This is a genomic window from Streptomyces sp. V4I8 (assembly GCF_041261225.1).
In the GTDB taxonomy this organism is placed as follows: Bacteria; Actinomycetota; Actinomycetes; order Streptomycetales; family Streptomycetaceae; genus Streptomyces.
In genome coordinates this window covers 292,146-311,082 of record NZ_JBGCCN010000002.1, presented here as the reverse complement: position 1 = coordinate 311,082, position 18,937 = coordinate 292,146, and the positions used below count along the sequence as shown (strand labels likewise).

The window sequence follows — 18,937 nt, the reverse complement described above, 5'->3', positions numbered from 1 at the left end:
GAGCTCGGTGTCGCGGTTGTGTCTCAGCCGCCGAACACGGCTTCCGCTTCGGCGACGGTGTCATAGACCCGCAGAAGCTGATTGGCCCCGGTCATCTCAAGGATCCGTCCCAATGGCTCGGGCACACACGCCAGCACCAGCACGGCCCCGCTCGCATTCGCCTGCTTCCACGCGCCCAGCAGCACGTTCAGCCCGGCTGAGTCGCAGAAGGAGACGCCGGACAGGTCCAGCACGATGAACCGGCCACCCCGCGCGATCAGTTCCTTGAACTGCCGGTGGAACCACGGCTTAGTCACGTAGTCCATCTCGCCGCTGACCCGCGCGATCAGGCAGCGGCCGACGGCAATCGTCTCGACCGAGAGATCAGCCACAACGCTCCCCCAACCGTCCCGCCGGGAGACCATGGCGGAATCCCGGCAGGAGCCTACCGACCCACTGCCCCGCCGGGGACGTCCTACTCGGCTTTTCACCCCCATGAGAGACGGGCTCGCGTCCACGATCAGCCGCAGCCCTGACGGGCTGACGCCACGACCCACCCCTGTCATGGACGGTTCAGGAACAGGCACTAAGAGGGCGTTTTGTCCAGATTTAAAATGTCCTTTTCCATCCCTCATGGGCGATTGATTCAGTAATGTTGGCCTCCTTGGTCATCCCGAATGTCCGCTTTAGTGCTTGACTGGCGAAGCCCGCCCGACCATGAAGCGGATAGGTCTACCCATGTTCAAACCAAACGCGTTTCATGAAATAAAACGGGGCAAAACACCTCATGCGATCGCCGCATGAAGTAGGAACGTTAGGGATGTACAGCATGAATCCGACACAGCCCAAGTCGGATATTGACGCCCATAAGTAGTTCAAACGCCCTCTAAGTGGGCGTTTAGGGATGGATTGAGACGCTAAGTCGCTCCTGCGGCCAACACCCTTCGGGGTGATTCGCGCCTTACATGCGCCTTCACGGCATCCCGGGTGCCGATCCGGTCGCCCGTTTGATCCGCTCCTCAGCGCCGAATTCCGTCTGGTCTAACAACGGGTTGGAAGCTTCCTGTCTGTCGGTAACTTCCAGGCGTTTCAGGCCGCACGCGTTGGCGATAAATGTGGCAAAACATGTTGAAACGGTCGGCGTGAATCACCATCAAACGCCCACTAAGAGGACGTTCGTGTCATCTATGCGGCGGTTTACGGTAGTTGGTGCTTGCCGGGAATCGGCGTGTACAGGCAGAACAGGCGGTATGTCTCTTCGGTGGCGACGCAGCTGATCTTGCGTTTCACCCCGTTTGCTGCCGATAGCTCTTGTCCGGTTCGAATACGCACCTGAACTTGGCTTTTGCCTCGCCCGATCGAGCGATATGCCCGGTTGAGTGCCTCGTGCGTCAGTATCCTCATGACCTCTTCGAAGCAGCGCAAGCCCTATCTGAGCGACCTGTCCGACGCCCGCTGGGCGCTGATGGAACCGACGTTGACGGCCTGGCGGGCCGAGCGGCAGAAGACTTCCCTCAATCTCGGCGGCAAGGTCACTGACCTGCGCGAAGTCATGAACGCGATCCTCTTCCTCAACCGGACCGGCGTCCCCTGGCGCTACCTTCCGCACGACTTCCCGCCGCACACCACCGTGTTCAGCTACTTCAGCGACTGGACCGCCGACGGCACCATCGAGAAACTCGGCCTCCACCTGCACCGCATGGTCCGTGAGCAGGAAGGACGCACCGCCGAACCCACCGCCTGCGTGATCGACGCCCAGAGCATCAAGACCGCCCCCAGCGTACCCACCGACACCCAAGGCACCGACGCCGGCAAGAAGATCGTGGGACGCAAACGCAGCATCGTCGTCGACACCCTCGGCCTATTACTCCTGGTCATGGTGACCGCCGCCAGCGTCTCCGACAACGAGGCCGGCAAGCAACTCCTCACCCGCGTCGCCGCCGACCACCCCACGATCACCAAGGCATGGGTCGACACCGGCTACAAGACCCAGGCCATCGAGCACGGCGCCGCCCTCGGCATCGACGTCGACGTCGTCCCCAGGAACCCGCAGGTCAAAGGGTTTTCTGTGATTCCGCGAAGGTGGGTAGTGGAGCGAAGTTTCGGGTGGATCATGATGCACCGCCGCCTCGCCCGGGACTACGAGGCCAAACCCGCCCACTCCGAGAGCATGATCCGCCTCGCGATGATCTCTAATCTCGCGAAACGAGCAACCGGCGAAACACCCATAAGTTGGCATAATCCATGAACTATCCCTCAAACAAGCGGGACGTCCTCTAAGTGGGCGTTCAAGTATGTCTCATGCCGGTATGCGAGTTCTGTCGCTGTGTCAGTTTGAGGCCTTTCGGCGGATCGCTGCGGTTCATCACGCCCTGACTTCCGGGCCTGCCCGCCCGTTTCGCTCGGCTTCGAAGCTCGAAGTACGTCTGGCGTAGAGATGGCACAGAACCGCCGGTGATCACCGGAACCCGATCTTCCGTCACACCCGTGATCCCTCTGGGACGTGAGCCAGCGGAAGCCGTACCCCAGCGACCTTTCCGACGCCCGATGGGCCCTGATCGAGCCGACGTTGACGGCCTGGAGAAAAGCCCGGCTCGACCGCAGACCCACCGGACAGCCGGCCAAGGTCGACCTGCGCGACGTATTCAACGCACTCCTCTACATCAACCGCACGGGAATCCCCTGGAAATACCTCCCACACGACTTCCCGAACTACGGCACCGTCTACGCCTACTACGCTTCCTGGCGCGATGAGGGAATCCTCGCCCAGCTCAACTACGACCTGACCGGGCTCGCCCGCGTGAAGGAAGGACGCAAGCCTGAACCCACAGGGTCCGTCATCGACACCCAGAGCGTGAAGACCTCCACCAACGTACCCCTGACCAGCCAGGGCACGGACGCTGCCAAGAAGATCGTCGGACGGAAGCGAGGCATCCTCACCGACACGATCGGACTGATCCTTGCCGTGACCGTCACCGCCGCGAGCCTCTCCGAGAATGCCGTAGGAATACGTCTTCTCGATCAAGCCAAGAAGACGTATCCAACCATCACCAAGAGCTGGGTCGACACCGGCTTCAAGAACGCCGTCATCGAGCACGGCGCACGTCTCGGAATCGACGTCGAAGTTGTCAACAGAAACCCCGGAGTTCGCGGCTTTCACATTGTCAAAAGGCGCTGGGTAGTCGAGCGAAGCCTGGGTTGGCTTATGTTGCACCGGCGCCTTTCTCGCGATTACGAGACCCTTCCCGCCAGCTCCGAAGCCATGATCCACGTCGCCTCGATCGACAACCTCGCCAAGCGCATAACGGACGAGACGGCACCAACCTGGCGAGGTACTTACTAGAACAGAAAGGGCAATTCGCCTAGATCAAATGCCCTCTAAGAGGTCCTCGCTGAGCTGCCGGCGGGTCATCCCGGTCAGTTCCGGGTCCTGGAGCGAACGCCGCGTGAGGCGAGTCGGTCTGTCCGCCAGCCCCTCGTCCGGTGTGCTGCCGGTGGTCGCCGCGTCCACCGGACGCTGGGGATGCAGGGTGTAGTTCCAGTCGCCGTGGAAGCGATGGCGAGTGATGGGCAGGGCAGCGATCTCGTCGTCGCTGACGCGGATGCCGGTGGGGTACTCACCGATGTCTAGTTCGGCATGGACGGTGAGGCCAGTGCGGCTGGTGGTCGCGGCGATGGTCTGGAGCATGACTTCATGGCTGGTCAGAGGTCTGCCGCGCCAGTTCATGGTGATGTGGGAGAACAGCCGGTGTTCGATCTTGTTCCACTTCGAGGTGCCGGGCCAATGCCGTTGTTTGAATGGTGGAGTTGGCGGGGGTGTCCGGTGAGACCGTGGGGTGGTGCTCGTGGCCGGGCATGGGTCAGGCATGGGTCATCCGTGGGTGGGGCTGTCTGATCGGGTACGGCTGGGGCTGCTGACGCGGTGGGTGACGCCAGCGCTGGTGGACGAGGTGCTGGGCGGGTGCCGCAAGCGGGACCGGCGGCCGGGTGCTCTGCCGGCTGGCTTCACGGTGTACTTCACGCTGGCCCTGGCCCTGTTCCATCAGGACTCCTATGACGATGTCGCGGAGAACCTGACGGGCGCGATCGCCGGGATGGGCGAACACATCCCGAACAGGGCGTCGTTCACCCGTGCCCGGGAGCGTCTGGGGCCTGAGGTGCTGGAGATGCTGTTCCGGAGACTGGCCGGGCCGCTGGCCCCGCCCGGGCTGGCGGGATCCTTCTGGCGGGGGATGCGTCTTGCCGCGGTGGACGGGTTCCTGCTGGACGTGCCGGACAACGAGGCCAACCGGCACGCCTTCGGCGGCCCGAAGGACTCGCGCGGAAAACCAGGAGGATTTCCGCAGGTCCGGGTCGTGACACTGACCGAGACCGGCACCCACGCCGCCATCGACGCACGGGTGGGCGGCTTCAACGGCGGCGAACGCGACCTGGCCGTCGCCATGGCTGCTTCGGCCGACGGAATGCTCGTGATCATGGACCGGGGCTTTCCCGGAGTGGAACTGTGGAAGGCATACACCACCGCCGGTGCACACCTTCTGCTGCGGGCGCGCTCCTGCGTCGCGCGTCGTCCGGTGCAGCGCCTGCCCGACGGCACTTACCTGGCGCGGATGAACCTCGGCGGGCAGAAAGGCGCGCACCCGGGCGGCGTACTGGTCCGTGTGATCGAGTACCGCGTCGACGGCGGCGAGGTGATCCGGCTCCTGACCGATCTCTTCGACACAGACACCTACCCCGCGGACGAACTCGCGGCCCTGTATCACGAGAGGTGGGAGGCGGAATCTTCATACCGCCAGCTCAAGACCTTCCAGCGCGGCCGGCAGGAAGTACTGCGGTCGGCCGACCCGGCACTGGTGCGCCAGGAAGTATGGGCACACCTGATCGTCCACTACTGCCTGACCGGCATCATCATGCGGCTCGCCGACGGTCACGGCATCGACCCGGACCGCATCTCGTTCGTCAAGGTCCTCAAGCACGCGCGACGCAGCGTGATCCGCCAGTGCGCCGATACTCCCGCAAAGATCGGGAAGTTCCTGGCCCTGCTGTCCGCGAAGGTGTGCCGGAAACTCGACAATGGCACCCGGCGTCTACGCGAGGCCGACAGGTTTCTCAAACGCCCCAACTCGCTGTACTCCTACCGGCCCAAGGACCAGCAACGTGCACCAGCACGCCGGGTACCTGCCAAGGCCATCACGCTGCAGCCCACGATGATTCAGTAGTCAAACAACGGCATTGGGTGCCGGGCGGAAGATGACACACCGTGATCTCAAGGCCGGTCTCGGCAGCGAGGCCGGCGAGCTGGGTCTTCCAGCCGCGGGTGCGGTAGCCGTTGGAGCCCCCGCCGTCGGCGGTGATCAGCAGTCGGCGGGCGCGGGGGTAGTCGTGCCGGCCGCGGGCCTGCCACCAGCGCCGGATCGAGGCGACGGCGAACGCCGCGGTGTCGTGATCAGTGCCGATGCTGACCCAGCCGGTGTTCGCCGCCATGTCATAGATCCCGTACGGAATCGCCTTCTCGGCCTGGCCGGGAAAGTCGTGCGTCTTGACCCTCACGGGATGCCCTGCGGGCCGCCATTCGTGCCCGGCGTTCTTGTAGTCGCCGATCAGCTCCTTCTTCTTGCTGTCCACGCTGATCACCGGGTCACCAGCGTCCCCGTGGTCTCGTGCCTGCTCATTGAGGTAGCGGAACTGCGCGTCCCTGTCAGGGTGCTGAGCACCCTCGATGGTCTTGGCGTTGGCCTGCAGACTGAAGCCTTCCTCCCGCAGCAGACCGGCGACCGTGTCGGCAGAGACCCGGTGGCCCCGCCGGGTCAGCTCCGCTGCCAGCTTCCGGGTCGACTTCGTCGTCCACCGCAGCGGCGACATCGGGTTCGCCCCGCTCGTCGGGCTCGACCAGCCCAAGCAGCGCCGGCCGCAGCCCCGGATCAAGGTCCACAGCCTTCTTCCGGCCCCCACCCGGACGACGGATCCGTCCCAACAGAGCCTGACCAGACTCCAGTTCAGCCGCTCCGCGCGAGACCGTGCCCTCCCGAACCCCAGCCGCGGCAGCGACGAGCCTGATCCCACCATGCCCCAGCGACAGAGCTTCCGCCCCTATGGCCAGCCGACGCTGGCGCTCGTCCAAATGCGGCAACAACACCTGGAACTTCGCAGCCAGGACTGCCTCGATCCCCTCCGGTCTCCCCATACCAGAACAACGCGTCCCACAGCCGGAAGCCACGACTTGTTTCCCGGCAAGCCCTAAGGGCGAGTTCGTCCCGCAGATCGTGCCGAAGGGGACACGCCGGCTGGGGCAGGCCGACGAGATGATCCTTTCGCTGTACGCCCGCGGTCTGACGACCAGGGACATCACCGCGCATCTGGCGGAGGTGTACGGGGCTGAGGTCTCTGCGGCGCTGGTCTCGAAGGTGACCGACGTGATCGCGGACGAGGTCACCAGCTGGCAGAACCGGCCCCTCGACGAGTGTTACCCGATCTTGTACATCGACGCGATCGGATCAAGGTCCGTGACGGCGGGCACGTGGTGAACAAGGCTGCCCACCTGGTCATCGGCGTCGACGTCGACGGCATCAAGAACGTGCTGGGCATCTGGCTGCAGGAGGGCGAGGGGGCGAAGTTCTGGCTCCACGTGCTGACCCAGCTCAAGCACCGTGGCCTGCGCGACGCGCTCATCGTGTGCTGCGATGGCCTCAAGGGGCTTCCCGAGGCGATCGAGGCCACCTGGCCCGAAGCGATCACGCAGTCCTGTGTCGTCCATTTGATCAGGGCGGCCATGAAGTATGTGTCCCACACCGACCGCAAGAAGGTCGCCGCAGCCTTGAAGCCGGTCTACACCGCCGTCGACGAGAGTGCCGCCCTCGAAGCCCTCGGGCAGGTACGGGAGGAGTGGGGACGGCAGTATCCCGGCCTGGTGGCGGTGTTCGAGAACGCGTGGGAGCAGTTCATCCCGTTCCTCGACTTCGACCAGGACATCCGCCGCGTCATCTACACCACCAATGCAATCGAGTCGATGAACCGCAACCTGCGCAAACTCGTCAAAACCTCCGGGCACTTCCCCTCCGACGACGCCGCGATGAAACTGCTCTACCTCGGCATCCGCAACATCGAAGGCCGGCACATCGACGGCGACGGGAAGATCCCCACCGGCCGCGTCCGCGGCACCGGAACCCTCGGCTGGACCCGCGCCATGAACCAGTTCAAGATCCGGTTCGGCGACCGGCTCCCCCTCTGACCACCATCAACCCACAGTAACCACAGCAGGAACCAGACCCCACGGAGCAGAACACGCATCACACACAAACCAGTTGACATCCCCCCGCCGAAGCCTGGGGAGGTCGAAGCGGTCGGAGCTGCTCACCGACTTCGGCGAACCCCGCCGCACCGCGCCGGCCTGAACCGCTCAGCGACCAGCCCGCCGCCCGACCCGGGGAGGCCAGGGCCTTCCGGGAGCGGAGGAGAAATGCAACGCAAGGATGTATCGGACACTGCCGCAGCGAGCGGTCTGTCCACCGACGATCTGGACCAGCCTCGCGACAGGTCCCGGCAGCAGTGCGAGGCGCCCACGCCGACCGACCGACCTTCCTGCCGCAAGCACACCGACCGACTGCCTTGACGAATGGCGGCACTTTCTGACCCAGAAGACAGCCCGGAAACTCTGACCCTGCCCACCTGCGTAGTGAGGCCGGCGCGGCGGCGTCTACCCCCTATCTACGAGTCCACGTCTGTGAAGTGGAAGGAACGGCCGTCCATGCGAACCAGTGGCACACGGTCTCAATCGGTCACCCCACGCCTCCGGTGATGAGCGCACGGCGGGGGGTCACCGGTCGCCGCGCGGGAAAACTGTAGGGCTCCAATGCCGCCGGCCGGCTCAGTCGGTCGACAGAGCCTCCAGAAGGTCGCCGACCTCAGGATCGGGCAGGGAGCGGGCGACATCAGCCTGGGCGACCATACCGACCAGGTCGTGCCCGTCAATCACAGGCAGCCGCCGTACCTTGTGCTCCGACATCGTGCGCAAGATCTCCTCCACGTCATCGTCCGCGCCGATGGTCACAACCTCCCCCTGGGCGAGTTCGCCGGCCGGACAGGTGCTGGGGTCCTTGCCCGCACCGAGAACCTTCACCACGATGTCCCGGTCGGTCAGCATCCCCTTGAGCTTGTTGTCGGTGCCACAGATCGGCAGCGCGCCGACCCCGAGATCCTTCATCTTGCGGGCCGCCTCCAGCACCGTCTCCTGCGCGCCGATGCACTCGGCCCCACCAGTCATGATGTCCCGCGCCTTCGTCATCCCAGTTCCTTCCCATGTGGCTGCGGGGCCTGAGTCTGTGCCAACGCCTCGCGACTCATGCCCCGCGCAGAGTGGACGCGAGATGTGTTCCCAGCCAGCACAAGCCCTAACGAAGCACTCAGCGGCTTCCCCGGAAACAATCCCAGCGAGGAGGCAGCTGAAGCGGAAGCGCCGAGCCGTGCCTGCAAGCTCCTACGCCGGCAGGTTCCAGCACTCGGGCCATCAGGCCGCCGGCGGGTTCCAGCACTCGGGCCCTCAGGCCGGCGGTGTCGCGATCCGCAACGGCACTCCGCCCGCCGACACTGCATCGTCGCTTCGCTGCACGACGGCCGACCACCAGGCGGCACCGTCCTCGATGTACCGCAGGAGGACCCCTTCACGGATGGCCCAGGGGCAGACCGTGACGGTCCTGATTCCCGTCAGTTTCATGACCGTATGGCCCACGACCGCTCCAGCCAGGCTCTGCGCAGCCCGCGGCGCCGAGATCCCCGGAAGCTCGGCGCGCTCGGCTGCGGGCAGCTCCGCGAGGATGCCGATGCACCTACGCAGGTCGCAGGACGCCAACTGGCGGGGGACGAAGGGACCCTCGCGTCCGGGTGCCGCGCCGGCCAGGCGCGCCAATTGCTGGAAGGTACGCGAGGTCGCCACCGCCGTCCGCGGGCCCTCCCAGCGAATCCGCCCGGCGACGTCACGCAGCTGGTGGCGCACGTGACGGCGCATGGCCTTCACGCTGCGTGTACTGGGCGGATCCTCGCCGGCCGCGAAGAACTCCCGAGGGTCAGACGGTTCGCGCCCAGCGGCAGCGATGCCACAAAGTCCGGCAGCCGGCCGCGCCCGAAGGCCGCCTCCAAGGAACCGCCGCCGATGTCGAAAAGCGCGAACGGCCCCGCCTGCCAGCCGATCCAACGCCGCGCACCGAGAAAGGTCAGCTCGGCCTCCACCTCACCCGGCAGCGTGCAGATCTGCACGCCGGTCCCGGTACGGACCTCCCGCAGCACCTCCAGACGGTTCGGAGCGTTACGCACCACCGCGGTGGCAAAAGCCAGCGGCCCGGCAGCACCCCACCGCTGAGCCGTACCGGCAGCCGCTGCGACCGCCTCGACCAACCGCCCCACACAGTCCTCGGAAAGACAGCCCTGCGCGTCGACGTCCTCGGAAAGCCGCAGCTTCCACTTGGCGGTGTGCACCGGAAGCGGCACACCGCCCTCCGCGTCCGTCACCACCAGCCGGACCGTGTTCGAACCCACATCCACCAAGCTCAACCGCATGCCAGCCAAGTACCCGCACCACAGACGGCCAGTCACCCGCCCCGCTCAAGCGAAGTGAGCGTCTCCGTACCAACCAGCAGCACCAAGGGGGCCAGGGACCTAGCGGCCCAGCGCGTTCTCCAACTCCTTCTTGGTCATCGAGGAACGGCCCTGGATGTTGCGCTTCTTGGCCTCGTTGTACAGCTGGTCCTTGGTCGGGCCCTCCGCACCGCTGTGCGAGCGCTGCCCACCACGCTGGGACGCCGACTTCCGATCACGTGTCGACGTTTTGCTGGCCGTCTTCGACTCGCCCGACCTGGCCCGCTCCTTGTTAACGGTCCGCGAGGCGATCTCCTTGGCCCGCTTCGACGACTCGCCACGGTCCTCCGCACTCTTCTTCACGTGCTCGTACTGGCGCTCCCGCTTGGAACTCGATCCGGCCGGCATGATGCTTCTCCCTTCTCATATGGACCGTGGTTGAGGCCACGCTGTCTTCACCGGCCTCACCATGCAGCAGCGACAGGCCGTGCCCGGTCACGGGTGTTCCGTCTGCTGGTCCGGAGGCACGCCTCCGCCTTGCCCACCGCCCTTGTCCCCCTTATCCGTGCCGTGGGCACGGCCGCCCTTCGCCTCAGTCTCACGTGCCTTGATTTCGCCGCTCTCCTGCGGAGTGCCGCCGCCCTTTACGCTGCGCCGCTGCTCCGGCTGCTGAGGATTCGACATCTGCGCACACCCCACTTCGCGTCGAAGGTCATTCCGATCACCGAGTTCCCCTGGCCACCCACCCAAAGCATGCGGCCCTCGTATTTCTCCACACCTGAAGCCGCTCACTCCGCTCCTAGTAGTGAGGTGCACCACCAAGGCGTGATGGGCTGCCGCCGGAGCACTCATCATCACGGGCTGCCGCCGGTTCGCTGCGTGGGCCGCGGCATCGCACTGGAGTGCGTGTGGCGCTGGGATCTTGGGCGGCTCCCCTGAGCGACCGGGCACGTCGTTGGTCATACCAGGCTGGCGGAGACCAGGCGATTCGCGGTGCGGTAGACGGGGGGAGGCAGTCAATGTGAGCGAAGGCGGCGGTCTTCAGCCGACGGATCTCCAGGCGGTGGTGGGCGCGGGCGCGGTCGTAGTGGTCCAGCGGAACGTCCCACCAGGGAAGCGTGCGGATGGCCTCGAACAGAGCCTGAGAGCCGGGAGCTTCGGATGAAGACGGAGTTTCTGGGAAAAGCGGCGGCCTTCTTCACTCAGGAATACCGGTAACGGAGAAGTACGAGTTCATCGATGGCGAGTCCGACATCTATCCGGTGCAGCGAATGTGCTCTGGGCGGGAGTGTTCAGATCAGGCTTCTACCACTGGCGATCGCGGCCTTCTTCGGCCACCGCCGAGCGTCGGACGGAACTCAAGGCCGTCATCCGCCAGGTGTTTTCCGACTCGAATGGGACCTATGGATACCGGCGCGTCCATGCCGCGCCCCAGAGGATGAACGTGCAGGCCGGCCTGGAGCTGGTCCGTGCGCTGATGCGGCGCTGCTGCAGGCGCTCTCCGCCAGCCCGACCCTTCATTTCTTCCCGTCCCGATCCAGCACCATCACCCACTCAACGTGAGCAAGCCACCAGTCCCCGCTGCGCGATCATCCTCGTCGGGCGAAGCGCGGGACGTCGGCGGAGAAGGGCAGACGGCGACCGTGCGGCGGAGGTCGCTGTCGGTGGGCAGCGGCCAGTGGGCGTGCCTTTCGACGCCTGGGCCCGCCACAGTGAAAAGCCGTCAGCTGGCGGGTGTTATCTCCGTCGTGTGGCCGCGCTGGGAGCGGAGGGTTTTCGCGCCGGTCTTGCCGGGCTCGATGGTGCGGGGGTCGACGGCTTCGCCAGGCGCGCCGACTTCGTAGTCACCGGTGGGGTCGCTGTCGCGGTCGTGGGGCAGCAGGAAGAAGGCCCGGCGGGCGAACAGGCCGCTGTCGGGGTCGCGTTCGGCGTCGGGGGCGAGGTTGGTGTAGCCGACCAGGCGGCCGTCGCGGGAGTAGCGGGGCCTGCCGCGGCGCTGGCTGACTTTGTCCAGGGCCTGGCGGACATAGTCGAGGCGTGCGGGGTCCTTCCAGCCACACTACTTCTACTTCGTCGGTGAGCTGGCTGTCTTGCAGCATCGAGCTCATAACCGCAAACCCTCCTGAATCTCATCGACCGGCCGGCCCGCGCAGGTGTTGTCGCCGCTGGTCTTCTGCCGGCACATCCGGCGCTGTCCGCAGTCGCGGTTGTCATCGTACGGCCAGTGGCTTGCTGGCCCCGAGGCACAAGAGATCGTCAAGGGTGTCCCCCTGCGGCGGCGGCCTGCGCCTCACCGGGGTCAGCGAGGAGGGCAAGGCCGGGGTAGAGCTTGCGGTCGTTGTTCTTGATCATGTCGGCGGGTGACGCGAGGCCGAGTTCCTGCCGGATGCGGGAGGCGAACGCGCGGCTGGTCGCCCGCTGGATGCCCTCGTCCGCGCACCAGTGGCTGTAGGTCTCGAACAGCAGTTTCTGCTCCACTCGCCGGGCGGGGTCAGGGCGGCCGTTGGCACCCGTGGTGCATCGTTCGGTGAGGAAGCGGCCGATGTGGTCCTCGGTCTTCTCGTACGCCTCGGTGGCAAGTCTCACCGCGGCGGGGCCGGTCAGCGGGTCGCGGGTGGCAAGGTAGCAGCGGGCTCCGTCGATCAGCCACTGCAGGATGCCCGGTCCTTCATCACGCACGAGTTCGGCCGCCAGATTGCGGGACTCGCGGACCTGGATTCGCGTGGCGGGACGTTCGGTCCCTCCTTCAGTCCCGTGTTAGAAAACAGGAGGTCAGAGCCCCGAGGTTCTGATGTACGGGACTGACGGGACCAAAAGTCACGGTTATGAGCTGCGTATGCGGTACTGCATGATTCTTTCGCGCGCGCGCATACACGCGCGCCTGGCAGGCGTCGCGAACATGCCGTACGTGCCTGAACAACCCGTAGATACCTGTCAGGCACGGTGCGCTGAAGGACACATGCCTCACATGCCTTCTCCGAACTACCGCCAGAGAGGCCGTCTAGCCCCGGACTTCGCGGGTCACCGTTTCAGGTCTGTGGCCAGCGGGTTTGTCCGATGTCGGTGTCGAGTAGGTCGAGGAGGTGGAGTTGGACGCCGCGGGTGATCTGGACGGTGGGCGGGTCGGTGATGTTGCCGATGCGCAGGGTGAGTTCGCCGAGGTGGTAGAAGACCATGCGGCCGGTGGGGCGGACCCGGCGGTTGTCGGGGTAGAGGCCGCTCATGGTCTGCTCGGGGCCGAGCGCGCGTCTGACCTGCCGTTCGATCAGGCAGAAGACGAGCAGGGCCAGGCAGATGACCTGGATCAGGGCGGCAACGCGCCGGTTGTGCTGCACGAAGACCGGCGCGACCGCGAGCGGGCCCTTGAAGTCGTGGTATCTGCGCTCGACCGCGCCCTGGCCCTTGTAGTGGATCAGAGTCTGCCCAGCGTCCGCCTGGTCGGCGGGGACAGACGTCAGCAGTGCGTACCAGCCGTCGACCACGGCTTCCGCCTTCAGCACGCCGGTGTCGAAGTGCCAGGCCAGGACCGGGGTGCCGTCCTCGTTATCGGTGACGGTCCAGCGCAGACAAGAGGTGACACGGCGCTTGGCGGCGATGACACCGATTCGGGCGACGATCTTCTCCCGGGTCTTGTAGTGGCGTCCGCCGGCCGCAGCGGTGAGCTTGTTCAGGTCCTGGGCGGCCTTGGCCAGGCGTTTGTCCCGGGCTGCTTGCTGGCCGGCGGCGTTCGCGGTGGAGTGGACCAGGATCCGTCGCACGGTGAGCACAGGATCGCTCTTGCGGGGCCCGGTCAGGGTGTGGGTGTCCTCCAGCACGCGGTAGGTCTCGCGCCGCTCGGCGGGCTTGCCCGCCTCCCGGTTGGGCGTCCAGTCCACGATGGTGGCCTGCGCGGGATCGAGAGCGGCATAGACCTCGTCCTTGACCTGCGCGGCCGGGGCCGGGGCGATGAACTGGACCCCGGCCGCCAGCAGGGCACGGACGTTGGAGTAGGACACCAGCTTGGAGTCGGCGACCATCAGGAAGTCGCGTTCACCGGCCATGGCCCGCAGGTCCTTCATCGCGCCGACGACCTGGCTGACCTCGGCCGCACCACCGCCGAAGACCCGGGCATGGAGCGGGATGCCGCCGTCGGCCGACACCGCGAGCCCGGCCTGGACCTGCTTCAGATCGAAGCGCCGGTCCTTGGGATGCCCGTAGCCAATGACGGGGAAGTCCTCCTCCTGACCCTCGACCGGGAAGGCCCCGTGCACGGACATGCTGGTCATGTCCCAGTGCATCCGGGCCACATCGATCCCGAACTCACCGATCGCCCGCGCCCCGACCGTGCCCGCGATGTGCTCCAGCTGCGGAGCGATCGCATCCAGTGCCCGGGCCAGACGATCATCGTTGAGCAGAGCGGGCTCGATCCCGAAGACCTCTTCCACTGCCCAGCACCTGGCCCAGTCCTCCACCCGCACCAACGGCGCGGGCGACGTCAGCCGGTTGGCCACCAACGCCTCGATCACCTGCCCGTGCGTCACCAGCGCACTCGCGCCACCAGGACACACCTCGTCGACGATCCCGGCGACATCCAGCCGACGCAGAAACTCGGCAGCGACAGGCAGAGCGCCCAGACGCTTCTCCACCACGGACGTCACCGCCACTTCAAGACGCTGACGCTGAGACCGTGGCCGCGGGGACCGGGAAGTCATCGACACACCCCACCCAACGCCACACCCCCGGCCCAGGACACCCCGGACCGGTCACACCATACGAATCAACGACCCGCGAAGTACGGGTCTAGCGTCCGACTGTGTCGCGGTTATTGAACTTTTCGGCGTGAGGTCGGGGTGACGGCAGATGGTCTCTGCGGTATGGCGTCGTCCTACGGTACGCACTGGGGCGTGGCCGCCGAGCGGCGGCGGACACGGGAGAGGATCCGCCTGCAGACCACGGAGCCGTTCGGCCGGGGCGAGCAGACTGCGCTGATCGCGAAGGATCTGCGGCGATCACCGAGCGATCAGTGGAACGGCGAGGGCGGTGCGGAGGTCCCGGCCTCGGGCGGTTCGCCCGGGGCGGCTGAAGGTGTCCGACGCTCCATTCATCGTGCCCCCGCACCCGCGTCCATGATCGCACCGCCGGGGCGCGCCTCGTTTGAACTCAAGCGCACACGTGAGCTTACCGAAGATTAGTTTTTTACCCTTGAATTTCACAATGGGCCAGGCGATACAAACCTCTCAAATTCCATTACTCCCAACCTCAGGCGGAACTCTCGCACTTACGACCCCTTCTGTCACCTACGTAGAGAACCTACGGCAGTCCCCCTCTTCCCATCCTTAGCGACTCGGAGGAGCCTATTTGTAGGACGCGAAATTCCGCAGCTGCAACATCATGCCACTGCGTCAGGAAACACCACCGGAAGCATGGAATCCGCTATGGCTGAGTACATAGGCGAAATGAAGTCTGGCACGACCCTGATGGTCGGAGACACGCTTCGATCACCCAATGGCATCTACGCCCTGACCATGCAGGCTGACGGAAATCTAGTCATGTATTCCGGGCCCACGGCGGTATGGGCAACGCACACCTGGAACGTTCCCGACTCACTGCGTCCCGTCCGAGCCGCCATGCAGGACGATGGAAACTTCGTGCTGCACAGCGCCGTTAGCCCGATGTGGGACACCCACACCGGGGGCCATCCAGGAGCACGGCTCTGTATGCAAGATGACCGCAACCTGGTCATCTATACGGATGCGAACGAAGCCTTGTGGGCAAGCCACACTACTGTTCCGCCGGCGACTGGGAGTCAGCCCGTCACGAGCTACCGGGAAGAGGTGATTGCATTCGGAATGCTGGAGAAATGCGAAGCCACGCTTTACCGGGACGGCCTCCTTGTCGTCAAGTCAACAAACCAGAATCGAAGCGCCTCACGCGGAATGCATTGCCACATCCTGGTAGTAATACAGGATGGCTCCGGGCGTGCGCTAATGGTCAGCAATGAATTCATCGACGACACCCGGGGGAGTATTTTCGATTTCACCTGCAACTCTGACGGCGTTACCGTTCACCAGCAACGCTTCGCCGAAATAGTCGGGCGGCTCGCTACCTCGGTTGATATATACCTCCAGAATGATGGAGGATTCGTTGATCTCCGCAACGAAATCATCCGGGTACTCAAGGAGACCGGGCACGTAGTGGAGGAGATGGCCGCTCAGTACGTTCAGCTGGCATAGGCCCCGCGCATCAGACCGGCGCTGCTCAGTTCACCCCGATGCGATCCCACCCCCGTCCGGCCCTTAGAGCGGACGGGGGTCCGCCATGCCCGACCCGGCGGCATGTTCGGGTCGTCGAGCATCAAGAACGTCGCCGTGTGCCGCAGGTCGTGAAGAGTCCAATTGGAACCCAGGAGCTCGTTGCCGCGGTTGAACATCATGCGCGCTGCGTCGTACTCCAACGGCCGCCAGGGGCGGCGCAGGGTCCACCACAGCGGCTGCGCGCGGCGGCGGGGGACGCCCTTCTTCCAGGCTTCTTCCTGGTAGAGCCGGAAGTCCCGGGCATCCCCTCGAACCGCGCGGTCCCACTCGATTCCGCACGCCCACAGGTAGCGCCACCAGCGCAGCAGATCCATCCCGTATGAGCGTGGCGTCAAGCGCGAACTGTCCGCTGCCATCAGGTCTCTGAGGTACGTCGCGACAGGCTCGACCGGGCGCCCGAACGGGTCCAACACCTGGTACGGCTCCCAGGGGTCTCCTGTCTTCAGTAACTGGCCAAACTCGGGCAGCACAAAATTCGTCAGATCCCTGTCGGGACGCTGTTCACCGGGCATGCCGGGAAGCTACCAGAAACCCCAACTGACCTGCGACGACACATAAGTTGGTTCGGTCAACGTGCCTGTCGCCCGCTCGACACCCGAGATAAGACTCGCCGCGGGCGGCTGCGGTCCGTTCACCCGGCGCCCGTCCAGACGCCGCCGGGCTCCGTCACGGTGGCGCGGAACCTGTCGATCGTGGACCGCACCTCTGCCGCCTGGTCCCATTCCGCGCCGTACTCGCCGCTGGGCAGACGCCAGTTATGTACGAAGTGGTCAGCCACGTCCGCGACGTCGTCCGGTGCTGCGAAGACCCGGTGCAGCGCGGTGAGCGTTTGGGCCGGGGACGCGAGGGAGGGGCGTACGCCGAGCACGGCGTACGCCCAGCCGGTCTCCTCCTCCCAGTTGAAGCGGAGGCCGCCCGCGCCGGCGGTCCGGCTGATGTCCCACACGAGCACGATGTACATCGTGTTCCCGCGGGCGGCGTAGGTGCGGTCGGCGCGAACGGTCCCGGGTGGGATGCCGCGTGCGGTGAGGGCTTCGTCGACAGCGCGGACGTAGGGCCAGTGCGGCAGCCGCTGTGCTGTGCCGGAAACCAGCCCCGGCGGGTCGAGGATCACAGCTCATCTCCAGGGGCGGGTCACGAGGCGCGGCGGAAGACGGTGGCGGGGCCGATGACACGGGGGCCGAACTTGTCACGGACGCGGTCGACGGCGGCTTCGGCGACCAGGCGGTCCTCACGGGCGTCGTCGAGGCTGATCTGCTGGGGGACCTGGTCGGCGCCGATGAGGTCCTCGCCCCTGAGCGCGAGCGCGGTCAGGCGCCCGCGCTGGAGGCCGGCGGCGTCCATCAGCTGGGAGGCGAGCAGGCGCAGGTCGTCGTCGTGCGCGGACGGCTCGGTGAGGCGGCGGGTCTTTTCCCAGGTGCTGTTGCCGGCGAACTTCAGGGTCAGGGTCAGTGCGCGGGCGGCCTGGTCGCGGCGGCGCAGCAGGAGGCCGAGGCTGACGACCAGGTCGAGGAGGGCGGCGCGGGCGGCGGCGCCGTCCAGGGTGTGCTGGGGGAAGGTGTGATGGACGGTCGCGGCTGCGGGCAGGCTGCGGGGGACGACGGGGCGCGGGTCGATGCCGCGGGCCCGGTCGGCAGCGGTGCGGCCGGCGCGGCCGCCCAGCAGGCGCTGCACGGTGGCGGGCGGGACGGCGGCGAGCAGGCCGACGGAGTGGATGCCGTAGTCGCGCAGCACGCCGGCCTGGCGGGGGCCGATGCCGTGCAGGGCCTCGACCGGCAACCCGGCCAGCCAGCCGGCTGCCTGGTCGGGCGCGACGGCGAGGACGCCGCCGGGGGGCGGGACCTGGGCGGAGGCAGTGGCCGCGACGGTGATCGACGGGCCGACGCCGACGCGGACGTCGACGCCCAGCCGGGACAGGGTCCGCACACGCAGCACCTCACCCAAGTGTCGGGCGTCGGTTCCGTAGTAGCGCAGAGCGCCCTTCAGCTCCACCAAGGCCGCGGTAGGCGGTAGCGCCTGCACCACCGGGGACAGCTCCGCGAGCTGCTCCAGGACCTGCCGGTAGAGCTCCTCCGGCAGACGGTCCGGACACCGCACATGCATCACCGTCGACACCTCGCGCGCCGGTACTTCCGCAGTCATGACACCCACCTCCTCCTCCCCTCACGTTATCGAACTAGAATTCGAACACGCGAGGGGTGGAGCCCCGCGCGGCGCATGTGACAGAGCACCGTTGCTTGCGAGTGGCCGTGACGGAGGACCTGGTCGGGGGCCTGATGGTGCGCGACAGTTTGCGAGATTGGTAGGCCGAAGTCCGCGAGCCCGCAGTTGTTGGTCACGCGCTGTGACGGTGGGGTGGCCCGGTCGGGAGCTTGGTGAGGGTGCCCCGCAGCGCCTGGCGAAGTTGGGTTGAGCAACGTTGGACTGAGGTCGCCTCCAAGGCGCCGCCCCAGCGTGGGTGGGGCCGGCGTGGGGCGTGTCCCAACAGCTCGGTGAGTTGACCTGTGAGGTGATCGGCGGGCAGGCGCAGGCAGTGTCTGGCCATGGTCAGCAGGGCGGCCGTGGCTGGCGCGGATTGCGGTGTGATCCTCCAGGACGTGTCGAGCCGGGGCAGGCCCTTGATCTGGGGTTCTCGGCTCTCGATGAGCTCTTGTTGCGCGGCGTGGTGGCTGTTGAAGGTATCAAGCAGCTCGGTAGGCGCGGACGCTGCGGGGTGGTGCGGCCATGCTGCCGAGATGACGGTGGCCACGAGATTCAGGTCGGCAAAGAACGTCTGAGCGTGGACGGGGTCGGCGCCTTTCAGCAGGTCGAGCAGTTCTTGCTGGATGGTGGCGATGTCGGGAGTCAGTGGGGGCAGGTTCCGGACGGCGTGATGGGCGGGTCGGTCGAGGCGGGCTCCGCAAGGCTGCTTCGTTGCGAAGGCGACGGTCCGGCGGCACTGGGCAGGGTGGAGGCTGCTGAGTCCGAGGTTTGGGATTGCCGAGTTGGTGCCTGGCGTCCTTTGGAGGGGCTGCTGTTGGCAGACGGGACAGATGTCTCGGAGGAAGACGTTGTGATCAAGGCAGGCGAAGACGATGGGTAGGTGCCACTGCCGTTTC

12 protein-coding genes and 7 pseudogenes are annotated in these 18,937 nt (G+C 66.1%); 7 read left to right on the top strand and 12 right to left on the bottom strand.

What is annotated here, in order from left to right:
* Nucleotides 1-23: 23 nt before the first annotated feature.
* Nucleotides 24-371: an STAS domain-containing protein gene (locus ABIE67_RS47555; protein WP_370270544.1), complete on the bottom strand. Its 348-nt coding sequence runs from the start codon at nucleotides 369-371 to the stop codon at nucleotides 24-26.
* Nucleotides 372-1,381: 1,010 nt separating this feature from the next.
* Here ABIE67_RS47555 and ABIE67_RS47550 point away from each other — a divergent pair.
* Both ABIE67_RS47550 and ABIE67_RS47545 read left to right on the top strand, forming a co-directional pair.
* On the top strand, nucleotides 1,382-2,227 hold the full coding sequence (locus tag ABIE67_RS47550) for an IS5 family transposase (RefSeq protein WP_370270838.1): 846 nt from the start codon (nucleotides 1,382-1,384) through the stop codon (nucleotides 2,225-2,227).
* Between the two features lie 255 nt (nucleotides 2,228-2,482).
* Nucleotides 2,483-3,322 carry an IS5 family transposase gene (locus ABIE67_RS47545; protein ID WP_370252687.1) on the top strand — a complete coding sequence of 280 codons (840 nt, stop codon included), beginning with the start codon at nucleotides 2,483-2,485 and terminating at the stop codon, nucleotides 3,320-3,322.
* A gap of 24 nt (nucleotides 3,323-3,346) precedes the next feature.
* On the opposite strand, the pseudogene ABIE67_RS47540 reads toward ABIE67_RS47545, so the two are convergent.
* Nucleotides 3,347-3,760, bottom strand: a pseudogene (locus tag ABIE67_RS47540) (ISAzo13 family transposase); the annotation flags it as partial.
* Nucleotides 3,761-3,860: 100 nt separating this feature from the next.
* Here ABIE67_RS47540 and ABIE67_RS47535 point away from each other — a divergent pair.
* On the top strand, nucleotides 3,861-5,198 hold the full coding sequence (locus tag ABIE67_RS47535) for an IS4 family transposase (RefSeq protein WP_370257796.1): 1,338 nt from the start codon (nucleotides 3,861-3,863) through the stop codon (nucleotides 5,196-5,198).
* Between the two features lie 16 nt (nucleotides 5,199-5,214).
* On the opposite strand, the pseudogene ABIE67_RS47530 reads toward ABIE67_RS47535, so the two are convergent.
* Nucleotides 5,215-6,163, bottom strand: a pseudogene (locus ABIE67_RS47530) (ISAzo13 family transposase); the annotation flags it as partial.
* Nucleotides 6,164-6,206: 43 nt separating this feature from the next.
* On the opposite strand from ABIE67_RS47530, the pseudogene ABIE67_RS47525 reads away from it, so the two are divergent.
* Nucleotides 6,207-7,207 (top strand): annotated as a pseudogene (locus tag ABIE67_RS47525) (IS256 family transposase); the annotation flags it as partial.
* Between the two features lie 636 nt (nucleotides 7,208-7,843).
* Here the strand turns inward: ABIE67_RS47525 and ABIE67_RS47520 are convergent.
* The 3 genes and pseudogenes from ABIE67_RS47520 to ABIE67_RS47510 form a co-directional block, all read right to left on the bottom strand.
* Nucleotides 7,844-8,260: a CBS domain-containing protein gene (locus ABIE67_RS47520; RefSeq protein WP_370270539.1), complete on the bottom strand. Its 417-nt coding sequence runs from the start codon at nucleotides 8,258-8,260 to the stop codon at nucleotides 7,844-7,846.
* Between the two features lie 255 nt (nucleotides 8,261-8,515).
* Nucleotides 8,516-9,528, bottom strand: a pseudogene (locus ABIE67_RS47515) (Ppx/GppA family phosphatase).
* 99 nt (nucleotides 9,529-9,627) lie between these two features.
* Nucleotides 9,628-9,954, bottom strand: a complete 327-nt coding sequence (locus tag ABIE67_RS47510; protein ID WP_370270537.1) for a plasmid stabilization protein — start codon at nucleotides 9,952-9,954, stop codon at nucleotides 9,628-9,630.
* A gap of 865 nt (nucleotides 9,955-10,819) precedes the next feature.
* Between ABIE67_RS47510 and ABIE67_RS47505 the strand changes: the two are divergent.
* Nucleotides 10,820-11,035: pseudogene (locus ABIE67_RS47505) on the top strand (IS3 family transposase); the annotation flags it as partial.
* 234 nt (nucleotides 11,036-11,269) lie between these two features.
* Here ABIE67_RS47505 and ABIE67_RS47500 read toward each other — a convergent pair.
* The 3 genes and pseudogenes from ABIE67_RS47500 to ABIE67_RS47490 form a co-directional block, all read right to left on the bottom strand.
* Nucleotides 11,270-11,654, bottom strand: a pseudogene (locus ABIE67_RS47500) (DUF6009 family protein).
* 148 nt (nucleotides 11,655-11,802) lie between these two features.
* Nucleotides 11,803-12,255: pseudogene (locus ABIE67_RS47495) on the bottom strand (DNA primase); the annotation flags it as partial.
* A gap of 320 nt (nucleotides 12,256-12,575) precedes the next feature.
* A complete protein-coding gene (locus ABIE67_RS47490) occupies nucleotides 12,576-14,189 on the bottom strand; it encodes an IS1634 family transposase (RefSeq protein ID WP_370251876.1) in 1,614 nt (537 codons plus the stop codon).
* 771 nt (nucleotides 14,190-14,960) lie between these two features.
* Between ABIE67_RS47490 and ABIE67_RS47485 the strand changes: the two genes are divergently transcribed.
* Nucleotides 14,961-15,758, top strand: a complete 798-nt coding sequence (locus ABIE67_RS47485; protein ID WP_370270534.1) for a hypothetical protein — start codon at nucleotides 14,961-14,963, stop codon at nucleotides 15,756-15,758.
* Here the strand turns inward: ABIE67_RS47485 and ABIE67_RS47480 are convergent.
* From ABIE67_RS47480 to ABIE67_RS47470, 3 genes are all read right to left on the bottom strand, one after another.
* Complete coding sequence (locus ABIE67_RS47480) at nucleotides 15,746-16,351, bottom strand: hypothetical protein (RefSeq protein WP_370270530.1); 606 nt, start codon at nucleotides 16,349-16,351, stop codon at nucleotides 15,746-15,748. The genes ABIE67_RS47485 and ABIE67_RS47480 overlap by 13 nt on opposite strands.
* Before the next feature lie 119 nt (nucleotides 16,352-16,470).
* Nucleotides 16,471-16,953 carry a DUF6292 family protein gene (locus tag ABIE67_RS47475; protein ID WP_370270528.1) on the bottom strand — a complete coding sequence of 161 codons (483 nt, stop codon included), beginning with the start codon at nucleotides 16,951-16,953 and terminating at the stop codon, nucleotides 16,471-16,473.
* Nucleotides 16,954-16,973: 20 nt separating this feature from the next.
* Nucleotides 16,974-17,981 carry a hypothetical protein gene (locus tag ABIE67_RS47470; protein ID WP_370270526.1) on the bottom strand — a complete coding sequence of 336 codons (1,008 nt, stop codon included), beginning with the start codon at nucleotides 17,979-17,981 and terminating at the stop codon, nucleotides 16,974-16,976.
* A 334-nt stretch (nucleotides 17,982-18,315) separates the two neighbouring features.
* Between ABIE67_RS47470 and ABIE67_RS47465 the strand changes: the two genes are divergently transcribed.
* Entirely contained in the window at nucleotides 18,316-18,921 is a 606-nt protein-coding gene (locus ABIE67_RS47465) for a hypothetical protein (protein ID WP_370270525.1), read from the top strand.
* Nucleotides 18,922-18,937 lie beyond the last annotated feature (16 nt).

Coding starts and splice junctions, on each gene's coding strand:
- ABIE67_RS47470 (WP_370270526.1), bottom strand. CDS start 17,981: ATGACTGCGGAAGTACCGGCGCGCGAGGTGTCGACGGTGATGCATGTG.
- ABIE67_RS47480 (WP_370270530.1), bottom strand. CDS start 16,351: ATGCCCGGTGAACAGCGTCCCGACAGGGATCTGACGAATTTTGTGCTG.
- ABIE67_RS47520 (WP_370270539.1), bottom strand. CDS start 8,260: ATGACGAAGGCGCGGGACATCATGACTGGTGGGGCCGAGTGCATCGGC.
- ABIE67_RS47485 (WP_370270534.1), top strand. CDS start 14,961: ATGGCTGAGTACATAGGCGAAATGAAGTCTGGCACGACCCTGATGGTC.
- ABIE67_RS47510 (WP_370270537.1), bottom strand. CDS start 9,954: ATGCCGGCCGGATCGAGTTCCAAGCGGGAGCGCCAGTACGAGCACGTG.
- ABIE67_RS47550 (WP_370270838.1), top strand. CDS start 1,382: ATGACCTCTTCGAAGCAGCGCAAGCCCTATCTGAGCGACCTGTCCGAC.